Here is a 19,733-nt window from a genome sequence, read left to right on the forward strand (position 1 = left end):
ATAAACAACTCTGGTATCTGAAAATCAGATGGCGTTCGATCTCACGCTCCGGCAATTGCGCTACTTCGTGGCCGCCGCGCAAACCGGCCAGTTCTCCATGGCGGCGGCCAACGAACACGTGTCGCAATCGGCGATCACGAATGCGGTGCTCGCGCTCGAAAGCGCGCTCGGCACGAAGCTGTTCGAGCGCCTGCCCCAGGGCGTCGCGCTCACACCCGACGGTCAGGACTTTCATAACCACGCGCGCCGCGTGCTCGACGCCGCGCGCGACGCCATGCACAAGCCGCCGTTTCGTTCGCACGACATGCGTGGCGTCGCGCGCATCGCGGCGTCCTATACGGTGCTCGGGTATTTTTTGCCGGAGTTGCTCGCGCGGTTTCGTGCGACGTATCCGTTCATCGACTTCGATCTGCGCGACATGGAGCGGCCCGAGATCGAAGAAGCAGTGGCGAATGGCGATGTCGATTTCGGCGTCACGCTGCTTTCCAACGTGCAGCGCGTGAATCGCTTCGACAGTCAGGTATTGATGCGTTCGCGGCGGCAGCTATGGGTGGCGCCCACGCATCCGCTCGCGCAGCAGCAGACGGTGTCGCTGAAAGATATCGCGGCGCATCCGTATATCCTCATCACGATCGATGAAGGCGAGCAGTCGACCATGCGCTACTGGCACAAGAAGCGCATCGAGCCGAACATCGCGTTTCGCACGAGTTCGATGGAAGCGTTACGCGGCTTGGTGGCGTACGGCTTCGGCATCACCGTGCTGTCGGATATGGTGTTCCGGCCGTGGTCACTGGAAGGCAAGCGCATCGAGGCGCGGCCTGTGAACGACGCCATTCCTCATATGGAAGCGGGCATGATCTGGCGCAAAGGCGCTGCACTGAGCGATCCCGCGACCGCCGTGCAGCAATTCCTGATTCACGCGTGCGGCGGCTGAAGCAACGCGCCGCGCGCACGCGTGAGGACCGCTCAGTGCGAGATGCTTTCGAGCGATCGGCCGAGCGTGCGCGGACCCATCAAGCCGATTGAAAGCATGACGAGCAGCATCGCGCCCGCGATGAAGCCGAACACGCCGGTCACGCCCGCCTCTTTCAGCACGAACGCGATCACGAACGAACTGAACACCGCCGACAAGCGGCTCCACGAATACACGAAGCCCACGGCGCGAGCACGGATGGCCGTCGGATAAAGCTCCTGCTGGTAGGTGTGATACGTGAAGGAGATGATGTTGCCCGCAAGCGTGAGCATGACGCCGAGCGTGACGATCATCACGGCAGCCGACGCCTGACTGAACAACAGGCCCGCGACGATGTTCACGCCCGCCATGAACACGATCACATGCTTGCGCTCGAAACGGTCCGCGATCCAGTAGCCAAGCAACGGGCCGATGGGCGCGGCAAGTCCGATCACCGTCGTATAGAGCAGGCTCGACGTGACCGTCACGCCCTGCTTGACGAGTAGCGTCGGCACCCAGTTCGCGAAGCCATAGAAGCCGACCGTCTGGAAGATGTGGAAGATGATCAGCATCAGCGTGCGCTTGCGATACGGAGGCTTCCACATGTCCGCGAAGCCGGCTTTCTGCGCGATCGGATCGGACGGGCCCGGCGCGGGGAGCGGCTTGCCGGTTTGCTGCGCAACCTTTTCCTCGATCTGACGCAGAACGGCGTCGGCTTCTTCGATACGGCCTTTGCTCGCGAGCCAGCGCGGGCTTTCCGGCAGATTGCGCCGGAAGTACCAGACAAACAGCGCGCTCACGCCGCCCACGAGTGCGACCCAGCGCCAGCCATCGAAACCGAACGGCGCGCGCGGCACGAGCAGGTACGAGAGAAACGCGACCACGGGCACGGCGGAAAAGCCGATCGCCTGACATACCGCGAAGGCCCTGCCGCGCAGATGCTTCGGCGCGAGCTCCGACATATACGTGCCGATGGTCACGAGCTCCACGCCGATGCCCAGCCCCGACACGAAGCGCCAGAAGTTGAGCCAGCCCGCCGTGTCCTGAAAGGCCATCACCGTGTTCGCCGCGACATACCAGAGCAGCGAATACGTGAAGATCGCGCGGCGGCCATAGCGGTCCGCGAGAAAGCCGCACGCGATCGTGCCGATGAACAGCCCGCAGAACAGCGCCGCGATGAAGCTCGCGACACCCGTCGTGCCGAATAAACCCGCCGTGGTCGATGTGAGAATGCCGCTCTTCACGAGCCCCGGCGCGATATAGCCCGTAAAAAGCAGGTCGTATAGCTCGAAGAAGAAGCCGAGGCTCAACAGAAAGATGAGCTTCCACACGGCGCGCGTCGCGGGAAGCCGGTCGAGGCGCGCCGAGATGCCCGCCGTGTCCACGACTGCGGGGGCGTCCGCGAGCGCGTGGCCGGCGGCGTCGGGCATATCGGAAGTGCCCTGCAAGATGGCCATTACTGTCTCCTGTTTGTAGTGTGATGCCGCATCGATGGCGGCTTTCATGCCGCTTACTTCGTGAAGCGCTGCTGCAACTCCGCGAACGATGCGATGCTGCCCGCGAGCGCGCTCGCCGCAACCGTCGGCGGGCTCGCGAGCCATACCTTGCCCGGACCCGAACGGCCCGGAAAATTGCGATTGATCGCGCTGATCGTGATCTGGTTCGTGTCGGTCGATGAACCCGGCCCGCAGTTCGCGCACGCGCCGCACGAAGGCTGAAGCAGAATCGCGCCGACGCGCTCGAACGCATCGACATAACCTTGTGCGATGCAATAGTCGCGCACGTCCTGTGTGCCGAACTGCAAATACAGCTTCACGTGATCGGGCACGCGCAGGCCGCGCTCCGCCGCCCACGACAGCACGTCATGATAGTGGTCGAAGTCCTCGCGCTTGCCGGCCGTGCACGAACCGCCATAAGCGATATCGATGCGCGGACGCTCATCGAGCGCGTCGAGCGTGATGCCGTTGCCCGGATCGCCGGGCGCGGCGAGCATCGGCGCAAGACGCGCGCAATCGATCTCGATGACATCGGCGTAGCGCGCGCCTTCGTCGCTGTGCATCCACGGCTCGATCGTGAAGTCTATACCGCGGCGCTCCTTCAGGAAGCGCACGGTTTCATCGTCCGGTGCGACGATGCCGGTGAAGCCGCCCAGCTCCGCCGTCATGTTGGTGAGCGTCGTGCGCTCGTCGGTGGAAAGCGTGGCGATGCCCGGTCCCGCGAACTCGAACACCTTGCCCACGCCCGCGCCCGCGCGAATGCGCGCATCGGCGAGCAGATGCAGCACGATGTCCTTCGCCGTCACGCCCGCCCGATTCGCACCCGACAATTCGATGCGCAACGATTGCGGCACCGTCATGCGTACGGCGCCAGTGACGAACGCGTTCGCCATGTCCGTCGTGCCGACGCCGAACGCGACGCAGCCCAACGCGCCGCTATGCGGCGTATGCGAATCCGTGCCCGCGACGATCTGCCCCGGCAACGCATAACGTTCGGCCATCATCGCGTGCGAGATTCCTTCGGAGCCTTCTTCGAGTTCGCTGTTCGTTTCGTTCAGATAGCCGTGATTGCGCACGCCGTAGTCGCGCGCGAACGCGCGATGCGCCTGCGACATCTCACGCACGTTCGGCAGCAGGCCATTCCTGATATGCAGTTCGCTGCGATGCGAGTACGACAGATGATCCTCGAACGCGAGCATGCTCTGCGGCTCGCGCAAGTTGAGCGGTCGTCCGAAGGTTGCGTGCAGCATGTGCGCGGCCATGCCGGTGTAGTACTCGTGGACGAAGCGCCAGTCAGCGCGCACGAAAATGCCGTTGCCCGGTTCGAGCGATGCGTTGGTCGCGTCGGTGGTCAACACATGGCGCGCGAGAATCTTTTCGACGAGCGTGCGTGGCGTATCGTCGTTCGCTTCAGCGCCGACGCTCACGCGCTGCATATGCAACTGGCCGAAGCGCAGCAAGCCGCCGCTCTTGAGAATCGCGGCGGCGAGCGGATCGCGACCCGCGACGAGTTCATTTATATCGATCGCCTCGCCGCGCCGGATGCGCTCGATCAAACCGAAATCGGTCGATGTGAAGAGACCGAGATTGTCCGCATTCTGCCGATAGATGCGCTCGAAGCTGCGCGCGATCACGAGACGAATGCCCGCCGAATATTCCGCGAGCGGGCTATGTTCCCGTGACGAGCCCTTGCCGTAGCGATTCCCGCCGACGGTCACCTGAAAGCCGCCCGCGCGCACCGCGTCATGACCGATGGGGTTGCGCCCGCCGACATGAAAGCCCACATACGGACACTGCCCGAGCCGTTCGTCGAAGCGCGTGAGCACGCTGATCGGCGTGATCTCGTCGGTGGAAATATCGTCGCGCAAGGCGCCGGCTTCATCGAGCGTGAAGTCCTCGCCCGCGAGCTGACGCTCCACTTGCGCCGCGTCCGCGCACAGAAACAGGATTCGCCCGCTTACTTCAAGATTGGCCATCGCATTCTCCTTGGATGCCAATCTAGTCGCGCGAGCGCGCGGGCACGAAGTGTTCGTTGGGCACTGGGGGCATCGCGAGATGCGATGTCCGCGTTAACCCTTGTCGTCGACGAGGATGTCGATAAGCGCCTGCACCGCCTTCAGACGCGTCGATTTACGCGGCGCATGTACATACAGGCGACGGCCGCTGCCCCAGCTTTCGCGCAAGGGCACACGCACGAAATTGCGCGAGCCCGCGAACGCCGACGCCGCGCTCGTCGGCACGATGCCGATTCCAAGGCCTGCTTCCACCATGCGGCATTGCGCATCGAAGCTGTTGACGGTGACGCTCACTTCGAGCGGCACGCGCGCGGCTTCGGCATGTTCTTTCATGGTCTGATCGAGCGAGCCGCCCGCCTGCAGCGCGACGAGCGGAAAGCGCACCACTTCAGCGAAGCTCAATCCCTCGGCTTGCGCGAGTTCGTGCGCGGGCGGCATGACGACCATCAGCGGGTCGTCGGCGAAGCGCCATGAGTCGAGGCCCGCGGGCGTCTTCGTGCTAGCGGAGATGCCGACATCCGCGCGATCGTCGAGACAGGCGCGCATGACTTCATCGCTGATCTGTTCGGTCAGCGCGATCCGCACGAGCGGATAACGCGCCTTGAAAAGCGTCAGACGCTCCGGCAAAAAGCCCACGATCGCCGATGCATTCGCATGCAGCCGCACGACGCCCGCGATCTGCCCGCTCAGCGACTGCACTTCGCGCGCCATGCTTTCGAGCTGGCCGTGAATGGAGCGGGCGCTCGCGTAGGCATGCTGACCCGCTTCGGTGAGTTGCACGCCCGACGGCGAGCGGATCAGCAGCGCGACGCCGATGGCCGCCTCCAGATCCGCGATGCGTCTGCTCAATGCGGAAGGCGCGATATGACTACGGCTCGCCGCGCGCGCGATCGATCCCTCCTCGACCACCGAGATGAAGAGTTCGAGACTATAGGGATCGATACGCATCGTTCGTCGTGGGTGGTCATTGTCCGCCGGTGAGCGACGTGATGATCGCATACGCGGCCTTCACCCGCTCCTCGTTCGGGATGTTGCGATTCGCCAGCATGACGATGCCCGTGCGCGCTTTCGGCACGAACGCGATATACGCGCCGAAGCCGTTGGTCGATCCAGTCTTGTTGATCCATACATCGTCGCGCGGCGCTTGCGGCGGCTCGATCTTCGTGACGGCCGTCGCGTTCAGGATCATGGACTGCGAGTTGCCTTCGACCAGCGACTGCAACGCGACGGGATACGGATACTGTTCCCAGATGAGATCCTGCGTCATCGGACCGGCCTGGAAATAGGCGGTGTGCGTGGCATCGACTGCGCGCTGGAACGGCGCATCGACGCGCACCAGGTTCATGTTGATCTGCATGTAACGCGTCATGTCCGCCGCCGTCGATCGCACGCCGTAAGCCTCGGAAGACAGCACGCCGCCTTTCATGCGAATCGGCGCATCGTTCTTCGCATAGCCTTGCGCATAGTCGCGCTGCTTCGCGGCGGGCACGTCGATATAGGTGTGCGCGAGGCCGAGCGCGGGGAACAGGCGCTTCTGCATCAACGAATCGAAGTCCTGTCTCATGCTCTTCGCGGTAATGAGGCCGAGCGTGCCAATACCGGGATTCGCATACGTGCGGATCGTGCCTGGCGGCTGCGTCGGACGCCACGTCTTGAAGTACTGCATCAGCTCGTCGTTGTTGCGGACCTCATCGGGCACTTGCAGCGGGAGTCCGCCGGGCGTGTGCGTGCCAAGATTCAACAGCGTTACCTTGCCGAATTCGCTACCGTCGAGCGTCGGCAGATATTTGCTCACCGGATCGTTCAGCGAGAGATCGCCTTGCCCTTGCGCATGGGTGGTCAACGTCGCGGTGAAGGTCTTGCTGACCGAGCCGAGTTCGAAGAGCGTGTCGCGCGTGACCGGCTGCTTCGTCTCCTTCGAGGCCACGCCGTAATCGAACACATAGGGCTTGCCATTCACGACGACACCCACCGCCATGCCCGCGATGCCGTGCAATGCCATCAAGGGCTTGATCGTCTTGTCGACGGTCGCCTTGATGTTCGCCGTATCGTCCGCATGCGCGGCAGTGGACAGTGCGCCAAAAGAAAAAATAGTTGTCGCCAAAAGACCCAGCGCCCGGAACTTCATCGTCATGATCCTTGCTCGTTCTATGTGTTAAGGGAACGAAGCGAAATATCCGCTCTTTCGACCACTTCCACAAACGAGGATAATTTACCGCACGCAATAGAAATTCTTATGCCAGTCATGCGACCCCATCTTCCGCTGAATGCGCTGCGAGCGTTCGAAGCGTCCGCGCGGCATTTGAGCTTCACGCGCGCCGCGCAGGAACTGAACGTCACGCAGGCTGCCGTGAGCCAGCAAGTGCGCGCGCTGGAGGAAAGGCTCGGCACGCCGCTGTTCAGACGCCTGCCGCGCGGGCTCGGCGTCACCGACGAAGGCCGCGCGCTATTGCCCGTGCTGAGCGATGCGTTCGGCCGCATCGAAGCCGTGCTCAAGCAGTTCGACGGCGGTCATTTCCATGAGGTGCTTACAGTGGGCGTCGTCGGCACGTTCGCCGTGGGCTGGCTCATGCCGCGCCTGAAGGCGTTTCGCGAAACGCATCCGTTCGTCGAATTACGGCTGCTCACGCATAACAATCTCGTCGATCCGGCCTCGGAGGGACTCGACTTCGCGATCCGCTTCGGCAGCGGCATCTGGCCCGCGACGCATAACGCGCCGCTGCTCGATGCGCCGCTCGCCGTGCTGTGCCCGCCCGATACCGCGCGACGTCTCGCGAGGCCATCCGACCTCGCGAGCGAAGTGCTGTTGCGTTCGTATCGCGCCGACGACTGGATCGAATGGTTCGAGGCGGCCGGCATCGAGCCCTGGACCATGAACGGCCCGGTGTTCGATTCGTCGCGCCTGATGGTGGAAGCCGCCGTGCAGGGCGCGGGCGTCGCGCTCGCGCCGTCGCGCATGTTCGTGCGCGAATTGCAGGCGGGCCTGCTCGTACGCCCGTTCGATATCGAAGTGAAGACCGGAAGCTACTGGCTCACGTGGCTCAGGTCGCGGCGCTTGTCGCCAGGCATGCGATTGTTTCGCGACTGGATCATCGCGCAAGCCGCGGACGCGTCCTGACCGTACGGAAACTGAAAGAAAAATTCATCGTTAGATAGGATGCTAACGAATAAGCTTGTCGCTATAATCCCGCCGCATGACCCATCTCGATATTCTGCGCCGCTCCGTGAGCAGCACGCTCGTGCTTGCCGCGCGACGCTGGCGGCGCACGAGCCACGGCGTGCTCGCCTCTTATGGTGTGTCGGAAGCCTGCGCCGTGCCGCTGCTCACGGCGAACCGGCTCGGCGAAGCGGTGCGGCAGGTGACGCTCGCGGAGCATGTCGGCATCGAAGGGCCGTCGCTGGTGCGCCTGCTCGATCAGCTTTGCGCGGCGGGCCTCGTGCGTCGCGACGAAGACCCCGAGGACAAGCGCGCCAAGACCATCACATTGACCGATGAAGGCCGCGCCGTCACGGCGCGCATGGAAGAGCGCCTCGTCACGCTGCGCGCGCGTCTGTTGAAGGGCGTGACCCGCGAAGACCTGGAAACGACGCTGCGCGTGCTCAATGCGTTCAGCGCTTCGCCCGACGCGAAGCTGCTGGCCGCGCTCGAAGCGATCGACGTGCCCGCCGACAAGCCGGCGCTCGCTCCGTCCAGGCGCGGAGCGTAGCATCATGCCCTTTCCTTCCGCGCGCGAGTGGCTCTTTTCCGCCAAGACCTTCGCGGCAGCGATGATCGCGCTTTATATCGGCTTGAGACTCGAGTTGCCGCGTCCTTACTGGGCGATGGCGACGGTCTATATCGTGTCGAATCCCTTTGTTGGTGCAACGCGTTCGAAGGCGCTCTATCGCGCGCTCGGCACCATGATCGGCGCGGCGGGCGCGGTGGTGATCGTGCCGCCCTTCGTCGAGTCGCCGTTTCTGTTCAGCGTGATCGTCGCGTTGTGGACGGGCACGCTGCTCTATCTGTCGATGTTCGATCGCAGCGCGCGCAGCTACGTGTTCCTGCTCGCGGGCTACACGCTGCCGCTGATCGCGCTGCCCACCGTGACCAATCCCGCCAGTGTGTTCGAACTCGCCATCACGCGCACCGAAGAGATTCTGCTGGGGATCATCGTGGCGAGCATCGTCGGCAGCGCGGTGTTTCCGAGCCGTCTCGCGCCCACGCTCATCGCACGAACGGACGCATGGTTTCGCGATGCCGCGTATTACGCGTGCGAAACCCTCTCGGGTCATATCGCGGGCGCGAAGATCTCGGCGGCCCGACAACGGCTTGCCGCCACTGTGAACGGGCTGGAGTTGCTGTTGAGCCAGTTGACCTACGATCACACGCGCCCCGACATCATCCGCCGCGCGCGCGCGCTGCAGGGCCGCATGCAGATTTTTCTGCCGCTGATCTCGTCGATGGCGGACCCGTTGATCGAACTCGTCGCCAAGCGCGGCCATCACCCCGAAGGGCTCGAAGCGCTGCTCAAGGACGTGGCCGCGTGGGTCGGTTCGCCCACGCCGCAATCGGAGAAGGATATCGAGAACGAACGCGAGCCCGATGCGTTGCGCGAACGCATCAACGCGATGCGCCCTTCCGTCGAAGCGCTCGCGAACGCCGATGGCTTGCTGCTCTCGAATGCGCTCTGGCGTCTCGGACAGGTCATCGACGTGTGGCAGGACATCCGCGCGCTGCGCGCGGCCATTCTCAACGAGACGAGCGAGTGGCGTCCGCATTTCCGCCACTGGCGTCTCGGCGGCGCCGAACGCTTCTTCGACCGCGGCATGATGATGTTTTCGACGGCCGTCGCGGTAGGCGCGATCATCGTCGCGTCCGCGCTGTGGATCGAATCGGGCTGGAACGATGGCGCCTCCGCCGTGGCGCTCGCCGCTGTGTCGTGCTGCTTCTTCGCCGCGCTCGACGAACCGGCGCCGCAGCTCTTCAAGTTCTTCGTGGCGACGAGCATGAGCGTGGTGCTTGCTGGTCTCTATGTGTTCGTCGTGCTGCCGAACGTGCATGATTTCGCAATGCTCGTCGTGATCTTCGCCGTGCCGTTTCTTCTCATCGGCACGTTGACGACGAACCCGCGCTTCAGTCTCGTCACGATGCTCGTCGCGGTGAACACGGCCACGTTCATCAGCATTCAGAGCGCGTACGAAGCGAATTTCTTCGTGTTTCTCAATAGCAATCTCGCGGGCGTCGCGGGACTTTTGTTCGCGTTCATCTGGACGCTCGTCACGCGTCCGTTCGGCGCGGAGCTGGCGGCGTCGCGTCTCACGCGCTCGGCATGGGCCGATATCGTTTTGAGCGCGTCGCAGGCTGAAGTGATCGAAGATCAGCGCAATCTCTATGCACGCATGCTCGACCGCCTGATGCAACTCCTGCCGCGTCATGCCGCGACCGACTCGCACCGTCATCCGTCGATCGAAAGCTTTCGCGATTTTCGCGTCGCGCTGAATGCGCTCGATCTGCGCCGCACGCGCCGCAAGCTGCCTGCGGAATTGCAGTCTTCGGTCGACGATGTGCTCGATGCGTTGCGCCGTTACTTCGAGCTCTGCATCGCGAGAAGAACGCGTCAGCCGGTGCCGGCCGAACTCATCCGCGACATCGATGCGACGAGCGCACGGGTCAGCTCGCGCGCCATCGCGCAGTCGCAGGACGCGATCGCGGAGAAGTGGCTGCGCGACACGCTGCATGCTCTCGTCGGCATGCGCCTGTCGCTGCATCCGCCCGAAACGCAAGCGCAGGCGGACACTGCAAACGGCGCGCCGCCGCGCGCGGAGCCGGCATGATGCTGCTCAATCACCTTTCATCGGAACGCCACACATGATCGGCGAAATCGACATTCTCGGCGTGTTCGTGCCTTCGGTGCTCGTGCTGATGTTCATCGCCTACCTCGTGAATCTGGCGATCCGCACGGTGCTCGCGCGAGTCGGCTTCTATCGTTTCGTCTGGCATCGCTCCATTTTCGATCTCGGCATCTATGTGCTGGTGCTGGGAGTTGTCGTCATCGTTTCGCATCGGCTCATCACGTGAAAAAAACCTGGCTTTCTCTCGGGCAGATTCTGCTTACGCTCATCGTCGTCGCAATCGCGGCGGTCGTGTTGTGGAAGCTCGTCGACTACTACATGTTCGCGCCATGGACGCGCGACGGCCACGTGCGCGCCGACGTGATCCAGGTCGCACCCGATGTGTCCGGCCTCATCACCGACGTGAAGGTCGCCGACAACCAGCAGGTCAAGAAAGGCGACGTGCTCTTCGTGATCGATCAGGCGCGTTATGCGCTTGCCTTGCGCAACGCGCAGGCCACGGCGCAGCAGCGTCGCGCGACGCTCGATCAGGCGCGTCGCGAAGATGCGCGCAATCGCACGCTGGGCAATCTCGTGGCGCGTGAAGTGGTCGAGGAAACGCATTCGCGCGTCGAGCAGGCGCAAGCGGCGCTCGCCGATGCCGAAGTCGCCATCGATACCGCGCGTCTCAATCTGCAACGCACGGAGATCGTCAGTCCGGTCGATGGTTATCTGAACGACCGCGCGCCGCGCGTCGGCGAATTCGTCGCGTCGGGGCGCGCGGTGCTTTCCGTCGTCGACATGCATTCGTTCCGCGTCGATGGCTACTTCGAGGAAACGAAGCTGCATGGCATCGACATTGGCCAGCCCGTCGATATCAAGGTGATGGGCGAGCCGAATATCCTGCGCGGACATGTGCAGAGCATCGTCGCGGCAATCGAGGACCGTGACCGTCAGCAGAGCCCGAGTCTGTTGCCGAACGTGAACCCCGCGTTCAGTTGGGTGCGTCTCGCGCAGCGCATTCCGGTGCGCGTGACGCTCGATGAAATTCCCGCCGACTTCCGCATGATCGCGGGCCGCACGGCGACGGTGTCGGTGCGCGGCATCGGACCGAGTATCGGCAAGCGCGCGGCGTCGGAGACTTCGCCCGCATCGGCGCCCGCGCCTACGTCGAGCGTGGCCGCGCCGGCTTCGGGTGCCTCGAAATGAAGGACGTGCGCAACATGAAGGCGCTGAGCGTGGCGATTGCATCGACAGTCGCGCTGTTCGGCTGCACGACCGTCGGACCCGATTACAAGCTGCCCGCGAACGCGGCCGTCAACGCGCCTTATGTGAACGCGCCTATCGACGGCGCGGATCAGGCGCCCGTCACGCAGGGCGAAGTACCGGCGAAATGGTGGCGTCTCTATGACGATCCCGTGGTCGATCAGCTCGTCACGCAGGCGCTCGCATCGAACACCGATCTGCGCGTGGCCGCCGCGAATCTCGCGCGCTCGCGCGCCGAAGTCGAGTTCGCGAATCAGCAAGGCGGGTTCTCGGGCAAGACATCGGCGGCGTTTCAGCGTGCGCAGGAATCAGCGGAACAATATCTGCTGACGGAAAAGCTTCCGGTCGTCAACGAAGGCGCGCTCGATCTGTCCATCTCCTACGAGGTCGATCTGTTCGGCAAGATCAAACGCGGCATAGAAGCCGCGAACGCCGACGACGAAGCCGTCGAAGCCGCGCAGGATCTCGCTCGTATCACCGTGGTCGCGGATGTCGTGCGCGCGTATGTCGAATCGTGCTCGGCGGCGGAAGAGCTGGATATCGCCCGTCAATCGCTCGATTTGCAGAAGCAGCGCGTGAAGCTCACGCAACGTCTGCGCGATGCGGGCCGCGGCAATCAGTCGGAAGTGACGCGCGGACAAACGCAGGCCGATACGCTCGCCGCCGACATTCCGCGCTTCGTCGCGCGCCGCAAGGTCGCGCAATATCGCCTTGCGATGCTGCTCGCGCGCGCGCCCTCGGACTTGCCCAAGGCCGCGCTCGAATGCAAGAAGCTGCCGAAGCTGCGCGCGCCGATTCCCGTCGGTGACGGCGCCGCGCTGCTCAAGCGCCGCCCCGATGTGCGCCAGGCCGAACGGCAGCTTGCATCGTCCACCGCGCGCATCGGCGTGGCGACGGCGGCGCTGTATCCGTCGGTGGTGCTGGGGGCGTCGGTGGGTTCCGTCGGCATAGCGGAAGACCTGTTCGGCTCGAACACGAATCGCTGGGCGTTCGGTCCGCTCATCAGCTGGAGCTTTCCGATCAACGGCCAGCGCGCGCGCGTGCATCAGGCCGAAGCGGCAACCGGCGGCGCGCTCGCGCACTTCGACGGCGTCGTGCTGAAGGCGTTGCAGGAAACGCAGAGCAGCCTCGCGACGTATGCATCCGACACCACGCGCGCCGATGCATTGCGCACCGCGTACAAATCCGCGATCCAGTCGGCCGATGAAACGAACCGGCTGTATCGCTCGGGCCGCGAGTCCTTCCTCAACGATCTCGACGCCACGCGCACGCTCACCGGCGTCGCCGCTCAGGTCGCCGCCGCGAACGGACAGGTCGCGATCGATCAGGTGAATCTGTTCCGCGCGCTCGGCGGCGGCTGGGAAACCGACCAAGCCATCGCGCAGAATTCGAAGGGCAAATAAGCGCTCCGGAGGCGATGGTGCGCACGAGCGAATACCGGTTCGTCACCGTCTGGAAGATCGCGGCGCCGCTTCAGGCGGTATGGGACGCCATCCACGATCCGGCTGCGTGGCCGCAATGGTGGACCTGCGTCGAACATGTGACCGAAGTGCAAAGCGGCGCGGCCGATGGCGTCGGCGCCTTGCATCGCTATACGTGGAAAGGACGTCTGCCGTATCGCGTGCGCTTCGACATGCGCGTCACGCGGGTCGAGCCGCTCGCCTTGCTCGAGGGCGTTGCGAGCGGCGATGTGGAGGGCATCGGACGCTGGACCTTTTCATCGAGCGATGACGTCACCGTCGTGCGATACGACTGGCGCGTGCGCACCGGTCGTGGATGGATGAACCTGCTCGCGCCCGTGGCGCGCCCGCTCTTCGAATGGAATCACGATTACGTCATGCAGCAAGGCGGCGAAGCGCTCGCACGACGTCTCGGCGCGGCGCTGGTGAGCATAAGTCATCGCGAACCGGATGGCTGAGACACGACGCCGCCCGGAAACCGCCCACGCGCCGCCGTGGCGGAGGGCTAAGTCTCGCATAAGGTTCGCGCGCTACGATGACCTGACTTCTCGTAGCCCGTGAATCAGCCGCATGAATACACTCGAAGCGTTGAACCGCGCACTGTTCCTTTCGATCAACGCGACGCCCGCCACGCCACAATGGCAAGTCGAAGTCGCGATTGCCATAGCGAATGACCTCGTTTATCTGATTCCCCTTCTGCTTGCCCTGTTGTGGCTGCTCGGCGATCGCCGCCAGCGCGACGCAGCCGTGCGCGCATGTTGCGTCGCGCTGCTCGCGCTCGGCTTCAATCAGTTGATCGGCCTGGTCTGGATGCATCCAAGGCCGTTCATGATCGGGCTCGGGCACACGTTCATCGAGCACGCGCCGGACTCGTCGTTTCCCAGCGATCACGCGACCGTCTGCGCGAGCGTCGCGTTGACGTTTTTGCTCGCGAGGCTCTGGCGTAACGGGATGCTGGTTGCGCTGGCCGGCCTGATGATCGCGTGGGCGCGCGTGCGCGTCGGCGTGCACTTTCCGCTCGATATGGCAGGCGCGGCGGGCGTCGCATGCGTGGCGTATATGCTCGTCGCCCCGCTGTGGGCCCGCGCGGGCGCCACGCTGATGCGCGTGCTGATCGCCCTGTATCGCAAGGTGCTTGCGTGGCCGATCAACCGGGGTTGGCTCGCGCCATGAGCGCCATGAGCGCCTGCCCCTCAACTCCATCCTTCCAGCCGTAAAGTCGAGCGCACGAGCCGCTCTTCCTCGCGCTCGATCTCGGCCAGGCTGTCGCGCACGCTCCTGACATGCTGACCCGCCGCGCGCCGCGCCTGCTCGGGCAGCATGCCGGTCACGGCGTTATAGAGCCGCGCGTGCTGCCTGTCGATCAGGCGCTTCTGCGGCTCGCGGTGATAGAGGTTGTTCACGGACGCATACACCGCGCTCAGCATCAGGTCGTTCAACATGCCCAGCGTGTGAACGAGCACGGGATTGTGCGACGCCTCGCAAATCGCCAGATGAAACGCGTGATCGAGCCGCGCATGAGTCGATGCATCGGTTTCGTGCATGTCGGCGGCGACGAGTTCATCGTAGCGCCGCCGGATCATGATGTGATCGGCCGCCGTGCCACGCAGCGCCGCGAGACGCGCCGCCTCCGCTTCGAGCATTTCGCGCACTTCCAGCAGATCGTAAAGCGTGCGCGGTTGCGAGCCGAGCAGATGCATCATTGGCGTCTGAACGGGCTCGGCGGTCAGCTTCGCGACGACCGAACCTTTGCCCTGCGACGTCTCGATCAATCCCCGCGCCCGCAAAATCTTCAAGCCCTCGCGCAGCGCGGTCCGTGACACGCCGAGCTTCTCCGTCAGCCGCCGCTCGGACGGCAGCGTCTGCCCGACCTTCAACACGCCATCGACGATCAGCGCCTCGATGCGTTCGACGACCACATCCGCCAGTTTCCGTTTGCTTCCGTCTGCTTCGTTCATCGCGCTCACCGCTGGTATTACCAGTGAAAAATGGTAGCACGCCGTTCGCTTATCGGCCTTCGCTTCGCCTTTTACCTGCGCTATCCAAGCTGACATTCGGCACACGAGCAAGTTCACAAACTGGTATTACCAGCCGAAAAGGAATCGACATTGCGGCGCGGACCCGCAAGAATCGCCCCAAAGCATACGTGGGCACGCACCCGCGTCCCACCGGAGACACCGCATGTCCTACGCATACGACGAAAAGCTCGACGGCCCGCTGCGCGATCACGACAAGGCCGCGATCGTGCGCGACCTCGAGGCGCTGCTTCCCGATCTTCAGCTTCTCCATTCCAGAGAGGATTTGCGCCCTTTCGAATGCGATGGCCTTTCCGCCTATCGCATCACGCCAATGCTCGTCGCCCTGCCCGGCACCGTCGACGAGGTGCAGACGCTGCTCGAATACGCACACGCCCATGGCGTGCCGGTGGTCGCGCGCGGCGCGGGCACGGGTCTGTCGGGCGGTGCGTTGCCGCTGGAAAAGGGCATCCTGCTCGTGATGTCGCGCTTCAACCGCATCATCGGGATCGACGCGCAAGCGTGCATCGCGCGCGTGCAGCCCGGCGTGCGCAATCTCGCCATCTCGCAGGCGGCCGCGCCCCATGGTCTGTATTACGCGCCCGATCCTTCCTCGCAAATCGCATGCTCCATCGGCGGCAATGTGGCGGAGAACGCGGGCGGCGTGCATTGCCTCAAGTACGGTCTCACGGTGCATAACATCCTGCGCGTCGAGATCGTGACGATCGATGGCGTTCGCCTGACGCTCGGCTCCGAAGCACTGGATTCACCCGGCTTCGATTTGCTCGCGCTCATCACCGGTTCGGAAGGCATGCTCGGCGTGGTCGTCGAAGTGACCGTCAAATTGCTGACGAAGCCGCAGAGCGCCAAGGTCCTCCTCGCCAGTTTCGAGGACGTCGAGAAGGCCGGCGATGCAGTCGCGCAGATCATCGCGGCGGGCGTGATCCCCGGCGGCCTGGAGATGATGGACAACCTCGCGATTCGCGCCGCCGAGGACTTCATCCATGCGGGCTATCCCGTCGATGCCCAGGCGCTCCTGCTCTGCGAAGTCGATGGCGCGGAATCGGACGTCGATGAAGACTGCGCGCGCGTGGAAGCGCTTCTGCGCACGGCGGGCGCGACCGAGATCCGCCTCGCTGCGAACGAAGCCGAGCGCCAGCGCTTCTGGGCGGGCCGCAAGAACGCGTTCCCGGCGGTGGGCCGCATCTCGCCCGACTATTACTGCATGGACGGCACGATTCCACGCCGCGAGTTGTCGCGCGTGCTGCGCGGCATCGCGGAACTGTCGGAACGATATGGGCTGCGCGTTGCAAACGTGTTCCATGCAGGAGATGGCAACATGCACCCGCTCATTCTCTTCGACGCCAACGCACCTGGCGAAACGGAACGCGCCGAGATCATCGGCGCGCGCATCCTCGAACTGTGCGTCGAAGTGGGCGGCAGCATCACGGGCGAGCATGGCGTGGGCCGCGAAAAGATCAACCAGATGTGCGCCCAATTCAATAGCGACGAACTCACGTTCTTTCATGCCGTGAAGGCCGCGTTCGATCCCGACGGGCTGCTGAACCCCGGCAAGAACGTGCCGACACTGCATCGCTGCGCCGAATTCGGCTCGATGCACGTGCACCACGGCGCATTGCCTCATCCCGAACTGGAGCGCTTCTGATGCGACGCGACCTCATCTCAATCGACGACAGCGCGCGCCTCGTCGATCAAGTGCAGCGCGCGATCGCGCGCAAGCAGCCGTTGCGCATTCATGGCGGCGACAGCAAGGCGTTTCTCGGCAGACCGGTCCAGGCGGAAGCGCTCGACACGCGCTCGCATCGCGGCATCGTCAGCTATGACCCGAGCGAACTCGTGATTACCGCGCGCGCCGGCACGCCGCTTGCCGAAGTGAACGCGATCCTCGATGAAGCTGGCCAGATGCTGCCATGCGAGCCGTCCACACATGGCGAAGCGGCGACCATCGGCGGTGTGGTGGCGACGGGACTGGCGGGACCGCGTCGTCCGTGGGCGGGCTCGGTGCGCGACTTCGTGCTCGGCTGCCGTGTCGTGACCGGCGAAGGCAAGCATCTGCGCTTCGGCGGCCAGGTCATGAAAAACGTCGCGGGCTACGATGTATCGCGCCTGATGAGCGGCAGCTTCGGCTGTCTCGGTCTTCTCACCGAGGTCTCGCTGAAAGTTCTGCCGAAGCCACGCGAAACGAGGTGCCTCACTCTGGCGCTGGAACCCGGCGAGGCCATGCGCGAGCTTTCCGCCTGGCGCGAGGCGGCGTTGCCCGTCAGCGGCGCGTGTCATGTCGATGGCCGTCTGCATGTACGCCTCGAAGGCGGCACGGGTTCGGTGCGTGCGGCCGTCGAACGCATCGGCGGAGAGCATCTCGATGCGTGTTTCTGGGCCGATCTGCGCGAACGTCGCCTGCCGTTCTTCGACGATGCTCGCCCGCTCTGGCGTTTATCCCTGCCCAACGATACGCCGCTCATCGACCTGCCCGGCGCGGTCATGCTCGACTGGGGCGGCGCTCAACGCTGGCTCAGGAGCGATGCCTCCGCCGATGTGATCCGCGGCATCGCCAGCGCTGCGGGCGGTCATGCGACCTGCTTCTCGCCCGGCGCGGCAAGCGAGCCATTTCATCCGCTCGCTGCGCCGCTCATGCGCGTTCACCGGCAACTGAAGCAACGCCTCGATCCACACGGCGTATTCAATCCCGGCCGCATGTACGCGGACTATTGACGTCACCGACTCGCACAAGCCATGCAAACGAATCTCAGCGACGAAGCCAAAACGCTCGCGCGCGCAAAGGAAGCCGAAGACATTCTGCGCTCATGCGTGCATTGCGGGTTCTGCAACGCCACGTGCCCGACTTATCAATTGCTGGGCAGCGAACTCGATGGTCCGCGCGGGCGCATCTATCTCATCAAGCAGATGCTCGAAGGCGAGCCGGTCAGCGACAAGACGCAGTTGCATCTGGACCGCTGTCTCACGTGCCGCAATTGCGAAACGACCTGTCCCTCGGGCGTCACGTATCACGCGCTGCTCGATATCGGCCGCGCCGAACTGGAGCGCCGTGTGCCGCGTCCCGCGCGCGAGCGCATGTTGCGCGGCGGCTTGCGTCAGGTGATTCCGCGCCCAGCCGTCTTCGATGCGCTCCTGAAGGCCGGGCGTATCGCGCGTCCGTTGCTGCCCGCATCGCTGCGGCACAAGATTCCGGCGGGCACGGTGACCGCGAAGCCTCGGCCGCCCGCACGGCATGCGCGACGCGTGCTGATGCTCGAAGGCTGCGTGCAGCCTTCGCTGTCGCCGAACACTAACGCGGCAGCGGCCCGCGTGCTGGACCGGCTCGGCATCAGCGTGATCGATGCATCGAAGGCCGGATGTTGCGGGGCCACCGACTATCACCTGAACGCGCAGGAAAAGGGGCTGATGCGCGCGCGGCGCAACATCGACGCATGGTGGCCCGCGATCGAAGCCGGCGCGGAAGCGATCGTGCAGACCGCAAGCGGTTGTGGCGCGTTCGTCAAGGAATACGGGCACCTCCTGCGCGACGATCCGCATTACGCGGCCAAAGCGGCGCGCGTAAGCGAACTGGCGCGCGATTTCGTCGAAGTACTCGGTGCGGAGCCGCTCGAGTCACTCGAAGCGCCCGACTCCGAACAACGCCGGCGCATCGCCTTTCATTGTCCCTGCACATTGCAGCATGCGCAGAAGCTCGGGGGCGCGGTCGAAGCGATTCTCACGCGTCTCGGTTACGACCTCACCGCCGTGCCCGATGCGCATCTGTGCTGCGGTTCCGCGGGCACGTATTCGATCACGCAGCCGGAGCTGTCGAAGCAACTGCGCGACCGCAAGATGGATGCGCTCGAAAGCGGCGCGCCCGATGAGATCGTCACGGCGAATATCGGCTGTCAAACGCATCTGGCGGGAGCGCAACGCACAGGCGTGCGTCACTGGATCGAGCTGGTGGAAGACGCGCTGCGCTGAGTCAGCACCAAGTCACGCGCGCTGTGGCGCCGTATACCACTTCGGATGAAATGCTTTCACGAGCGGGCCGTCGGTGCGCAGCGCGTGGCAACCGTCGAGCTGAAACGGCCGCGTGGCGCCACTCGCGTTGACTTCCTCGCTCATGGTCTGGAATGCAGCGGTCGCCACGGCGCCTATGAGTTCGGTCAGATGCGTGCAACCCTGAACGCCGCCGAACAGGCTCCTGATCTCGCGCATGAAGCCCGGCGCGAGCTTCATGCCCTTTAGCTTGCGATACTCGGGCGTGATCGTTTCGCAATGTCCGACATAAGGCACGGTGATCGATTCGGCATGCGCGTCACGTATCACGAAGTCGATGCCTGTCGTGATGCGCAGCATCATCTCGTGCACCGGTTCGCCCGCCTTGACGATCACGCCATGTGACGCTCGATCGTACGACTTCGTATCGCGCAGACGGCCTTCAATGTCGTAGAGGCCGTCCGCGCGTTTGAAGCCTTGCAGCGTGATCTGCCGCGTATGTAAGGGCGCACGTTCCATCGTCACAGGATGCTCGCGAGTTCGGGCACGACGGTAAAGAGATCGCCGACGAGACCGTAATCGGCTACGCTGAAGATCGGCGCTTCCGGGTCCTTGTTGATCGCGACGATGACCTTCGAGTCCTTCATGCCCGCGAGATGCTGGATCGCGCCCGAGATGCCGACGGCCACGTACAGTTGCGGCGCGACGATCTTGCCGGT

At 64.2% G+C, this 19,733-nt stretch carries 19 protein-coding genes; 12 read left to right on the top strand and 7 right to left on the bottom strand.

Features of this window, described 5'->3' with window-relative positions; translation table 11 throughout:
• The first annotated feature begins 28 nt into the window (after positions 1 to 28).
• The gene (locus AWB79_RS05965) at positions 29 to 934 is read left to right on the top strand and encodes a LysR family transcriptional regulator (protein WP_061166428.1); all 906 of its coding nucleotides are present in this window, start codon (positions 29 to 31) and stop codon (positions 932 to 934) included.
• A gap of 32 nt (positions 935 to 966) precedes the next feature.
• Here the strand turns inward: AWB79_RS05965 and AWB79_RS05970 are convergent, their stop codons facing one another.
• The 4 genes from AWB79_RS05970 to ampC all read right to left on the bottom strand — a co-directional run bounded on the left by AWB79_RS05970 (position 967) and on the right by ampC (position 6,591).
• Positions 967 to 2,409 (bottom strand): MFS transporter, encoded by a 1,443-nt coding sequence (locus AWB79_RS05970; RefSeq protein WP_061166429.1) that lies wholly within the window; start codon positions 2,407 to 2,409, stop codon positions 967 to 969.
• 53 nt (positions 2,410 to 2,462) lie between these two features.
• Positions 2,463 to 4,424: an aconitase family protein gene (locus AWB79_RS05975; protein WP_061166513.1), complete on the bottom strand. Its 1,962-nt coding sequence runs from the start codon at positions 4,422 to 4,424 to the stop codon at positions 2,463 to 2,465.
• A 93-nt stretch (positions 4,425 to 4,517) separates the two neighbouring features.
• Entirely contained in the window at positions 4,518 to 5,411 is an 894-nt protein-coding gene (locus AWB79_RS05980) for a LysR family transcriptional regulator (RefSeq protein WP_061166430.1), read from the bottom strand.
• Positions 5,412 to 5,427: 16 nt separating this feature from the next.
• Complete coding sequence (gene ampC, locus AWB79_RS05985) at positions 5,428 to 6,591, bottom strand: class C beta-lactamase (RefSeq protein WP_061166514.1); 1,164 nt, start codon at positions 6,589 to 6,591, stop codon at positions 5,428 to 5,430.
• A gap of 108 nt (positions 6,592 to 6,699) precedes the next feature.
• Between ampC and AWB79_RS05990 the strand changes: the two genes are divergently transcribed.
• From AWB79_RS05990 to AWB79_RS06025, 8 genes are all read left to right on the top strand, one after another.
• Positions 6,700 to 7,581: a LysR family transcriptional regulator gene (locus tag AWB79_RS05990; protein ID WP_061166431.1), complete on the top strand. Its 882-nt coding sequence runs from the start codon at positions 6,700 to 6,702 to the stop codon at positions 7,579 to 7,581.
• A gap of 76 nt (positions 7,582 to 7,657) precedes the next feature.
• Positions 7,658 to 8,170 carry a MarR family winged helix-turn-helix transcriptional regulator gene (locus tag AWB79_RS05995; protein ID WP_061166432.1) on the top strand — a complete coding sequence of 171 codons (513 nt, stop codon included), beginning with the start codon at positions 7,658 to 7,660 and terminating at the stop codon, positions 8,168 to 8,170.
• A 4-nt stretch (positions 8,171 to 8,174) separates the two neighbouring features.
• Positions 8,175 to 10,277 (top strand): FUSC family protein, encoded by a 2,103-nt coding sequence (locus tag AWB79_RS06000; protein WP_061166433.1) that lies wholly within the window; start codon positions 8,175 to 8,177, stop codon positions 10,275 to 10,277.
• A 34-nt stretch (positions 10,278 to 10,311) separates the two neighbouring features.
• Positions 10,312 to 10,521, top strand: a complete 210-nt coding sequence (locus AWB79_RS06005) for a DUF1656 domain-containing protein (protein WP_061166434.1) — start codon at positions 10,312 to 10,314, stop codon at positions 10,519 to 10,521.
• Entirely contained in the window at positions 10,518 to 11,483 is a 966-nt protein-coding gene (locus tag AWB79_RS06010) for an efflux RND transporter periplasmic adaptor subunit (protein ID WP_061166435.1), read from the top strand. The genes AWB79_RS06005 and AWB79_RS06010 overlap by 4 nt, the downstream gene beginning before the upstream one ends.
• On the top strand, positions 11,480 to 12,943 hold the full coding sequence (locus tag AWB79_RS06015; RefSeq protein WP_374728524.1) for an efflux transporter outer membrane subunit: 1,464 nt from the start codon (positions 11,480 to 11,482) through the stop codon (positions 12,941 to 12,943). Before AWB79_RS06010 ends, AWB79_RS06015 begins: the two co-directional genes overlap by 4 nt.
• A 14-nt stretch (positions 12,944 to 12,957) precedes the next feature.
• Positions 12,958 to 13,458, top strand: coding sequence for an SRPBCC family protein (locus AWB79_RS06020; RefSeq protein ID WP_198398972.1), 501 nt, complete (start codon positions 12,958 to 12,960; stop codon positions 13,456 to 13,458).
• 112 nt (positions 13,459 to 13,570) lie between these two features.
• A complete protein-coding gene (locus AWB79_RS06025; protein WP_061166436.1) occupies positions 13,571 to 14,173 on the top strand; it encodes a phosphatase PAP2 family protein in 603 nt (200 codons plus the stop codon).
• Positions 14,174 to 14,193: 20 nt separating this feature from the next.
• On the opposite strand, the gene glcC is transcribed toward AWB79_RS06025, so the two are convergent.
• Complete coding sequence (gene glcC / locus AWB79_RS06030; RefSeq protein WP_061166437.1) at positions 14,194 to 14,958, bottom strand: transcriptional regulator GlcC; 765 nt, start codon at positions 14,956 to 14,958, stop codon at positions 14,194 to 14,196.
• A 223-nt stretch (positions 14,959 to 15,181) separates the two neighbouring features.
• Between glcC and glcD the strand changes: the two genes are divergently transcribed.
• From glcD to glcF, 3 genes are read left to right on the top strand one after another with little or no spacing between them, the layout of a single operon-like run.
• Positions 15,182 to 16,681 carry a glycolate oxidase subunit GlcD gene (glcD, locus tag AWB79_RS06035; protein WP_061166438.1) on the top strand — a complete coding sequence of 500 codons (1,500 nt, stop codon included), beginning with the start codon at positions 15,182 to 15,184 and terminating at the stop codon, positions 16,679 to 16,681.
• Entirely contained in the window at positions 16,681 to 17,748 is a 1,068-nt protein-coding gene (glcE, locus tag AWB79_RS06040; RefSeq protein WP_061166439.1) for a glycolate oxidase subunit GlcE, read from the top strand. The genes glcD and glcE overlap by 1 nt, the downstream gene beginning before the upstream one ends.
• A 21-nt stretch (positions 17,749 to 17,769) precedes the next feature.
• Positions 17,770 to 18,996 (top strand): glycolate oxidase subunit GlcF, encoded by a 1,227-nt coding sequence (gene glcF, locus AWB79_RS06045; protein WP_061166440.1) that lies wholly within the window; start codon positions 17,770 to 17,772, stop codon positions 18,994 to 18,996.
• A gap of 12 nt (positions 18,997 to 19,008) precedes the next feature.
• Here glcF and AWB79_RS06050 read toward each other — a convergent pair whose 3' ends face one another.
• Both AWB79_RS06050 and AWB79_RS06055 read right to left on the bottom strand, forming a co-directional pair.
• Positions 19,009 to 19,533 (bottom strand): DUF2889 domain-containing protein, encoded by a 525-nt coding sequence (locus tag AWB79_RS06050; RefSeq protein ID WP_061166441.1) that lies wholly within the window; start codon positions 19,531 to 19,533, stop codon positions 19,009 to 19,011.
• Positions 19,534 to 19,535: 2 nt separating this feature from the next.
• The coding region (locus AWB79_RS06055; protein WP_198398973.1) for an electron transfer flavoprotein subunit alpha/FixB family protein at positions 19,536 to 19,733 on the bottom strand (198 nt) is incomplete at its 5' end.

Source organism: Caballeronia hypogeia, assembly GCF_001544875.2.
In the GTDB taxonomy this organism is placed as follows: Bacteria; Pseudomonadota; Gammaproteobacteria; order Burkholderiales; family Burkholderiaceae; genus Caballeronia; species Caballeronia hypogeia.

Bases quoted from the DNA above. Each gene is read 5' to 3' on its own strand.
- AWB79_RS05965 (WP_061166428.1), top strand. From the start codon at position 29: ATGGCGTTCGATCTCACGCTCCGGCAATTGCGCTACTTCGTGGCCGCC.
- AWB79_RS05970 (WP_061166429.1), bottom strand. From the start codon at position 2,409: ATGGCCATCTTGCAGGGCACTTCCGATATGCCCGACGCCGCCGGCCAC.
- AWB79_RS05975 (WP_061166513.1), bottom strand. From the start codon at position 4,424: ATGGCCAATCTTGAAGTAAGCGGGCGAATCCTGTTTCTGTGCGCGGAC.
- AWB79_RS05980 (WP_061166430.1), bottom strand. From the start codon at position 5,411: ATGCGTATCGATCCCTATAGTCTCGAACTCTTCATCTCGGTGGTCGAG.
- ampC (WP_061166514.1), bottom strand. From the start codon at position 6,591: ATGAAGTTCCGGGCGCTGGGTCTTTTGGCGACAACTATTTTTTCTTTT.
- AWB79_RS05990 (WP_061166431.1), top strand. From the start codon at position 6,700: ATGCCAGTCATGCGACCCCATCTTCCGCTGAATGCGCTGCGAGCGTTC.
- AWB79_RS05995 (WP_061166432.1), top strand. From the start codon at position 7,658: ATGACCCATCTCGATATTCTGCGCCGCTCCGTGAGCAGCACGCTCGTG.
- AWB79_RS06000 (WP_061166433.1), top strand. From the start codon at position 8,175: ATGCCCTTTCCTTCCGCGCGCGAGTGGCTCTTTTCCGCCAAGACCTTC.
- AWB79_RS06005 (WP_061166434.1), top strand. From the start codon at position 10,312: ATGATCGGCGAAATCGACATTCTCGGCGTGTTCGTGCCTTCGGTGCTC.
- AWB79_RS06015 (WP_374728524.1), top strand. From the start codon at position 11,480: ATGAAGGACGTGCGCAACATGAAGGCGCTGAGCGTGGCGATTGCATCG.
- AWB79_RS06020 (WP_198398972.1), top strand. From the start codon at position 12,958: ATGGTGCGCACGAGCGAATACCGGTTCGTCACCGTCTGGAAGATCGCG.
- AWB79_RS06025 (WP_061166436.1), top strand. From the start codon at position 13,571: ATGAATACACTCGAAGCGTTGAACCGCGCACTGTTCCTTTCGATCAAC.
- glcC (WP_061166437.1), bottom strand. From the start codon at position 14,958: ATGAACGAAGCAGACGGAAGCAAACGGAAACTGGCGGATGTGGTCGTC.
- glcD (WP_061166438.1), top strand. From the start codon at position 15,182: ATGTCCTACGCATACGACGAAAAGCTCGACGGCCCGCTGCGCGATCAC.
- glcE (WP_061166439.1), top strand. From the start codon at position 16,681: ATGCGACGCGACCTCATCTCAATCGACGACAGCGCGCGCCTCGTCGAT.
- glcF (WP_061166440.1), top strand. From the start codon at position 17,770: ATGCAAACGAATCTCAGCGACGAAGCCAAAACGCTCGCGCGCGCAAAG.
- AWB79_RS06050 (WP_061166441.1), bottom strand. From the start codon at position 19,533: ATGGAACGTGCGCCCTTACATACGCGGCAGATCACGCTGCAAGGCTTC.